Here is a 222-nt window from a genome sequence, read left to right as displayed (position 1 = left end):
CTCGACGTTGGTGGCCACCGCCTCGCTCTGCCGTTGGTCAAGGCCGTCGGTGAGCATGACCCGGCAGAACGGGCAGCCGGTGACGATGGTCTCGGCCTCGGTGGCGATGGCTTCGTCGACCCGCTCCAGGTTGATCCGCTTGCCGATCTTCTCCTCCATCCACATCCGCGCGCCGCCGGCTCCGCAGCACAGCGACCGGTCCGCGTGCCGAGGCATCTCGGC

The 222-nt window shown here is 69.4% G+C and carries 1 protein-coding gene; it reads right to left on the bottom strand.

Translation table 11 applies throughout. The features are described 5' to 3' along the window. The coding region (locus F0L68_RS41960; RefSeq protein ID WP_276313929.1) for a heterodisulfide reductase-related iron-sulfur binding cluster at nt 1–222 on the bottom strand (222 nt) is incomplete at both ends.

The sequence above is a fragment of the Solihabitans fulvus genome (genome assembly GCF_008386585.1).
GTDB lineage: Bacteria > Actinomycetota > Actinomycetes > Mycobacteriales > Pseudonocardiaceae > Solihabitans > Solihabitans fulvus.
Note: the sequence above shows the minus strand (reverse complement) of the source record. Positions and strands in the feature narration are given on the sequence as shown.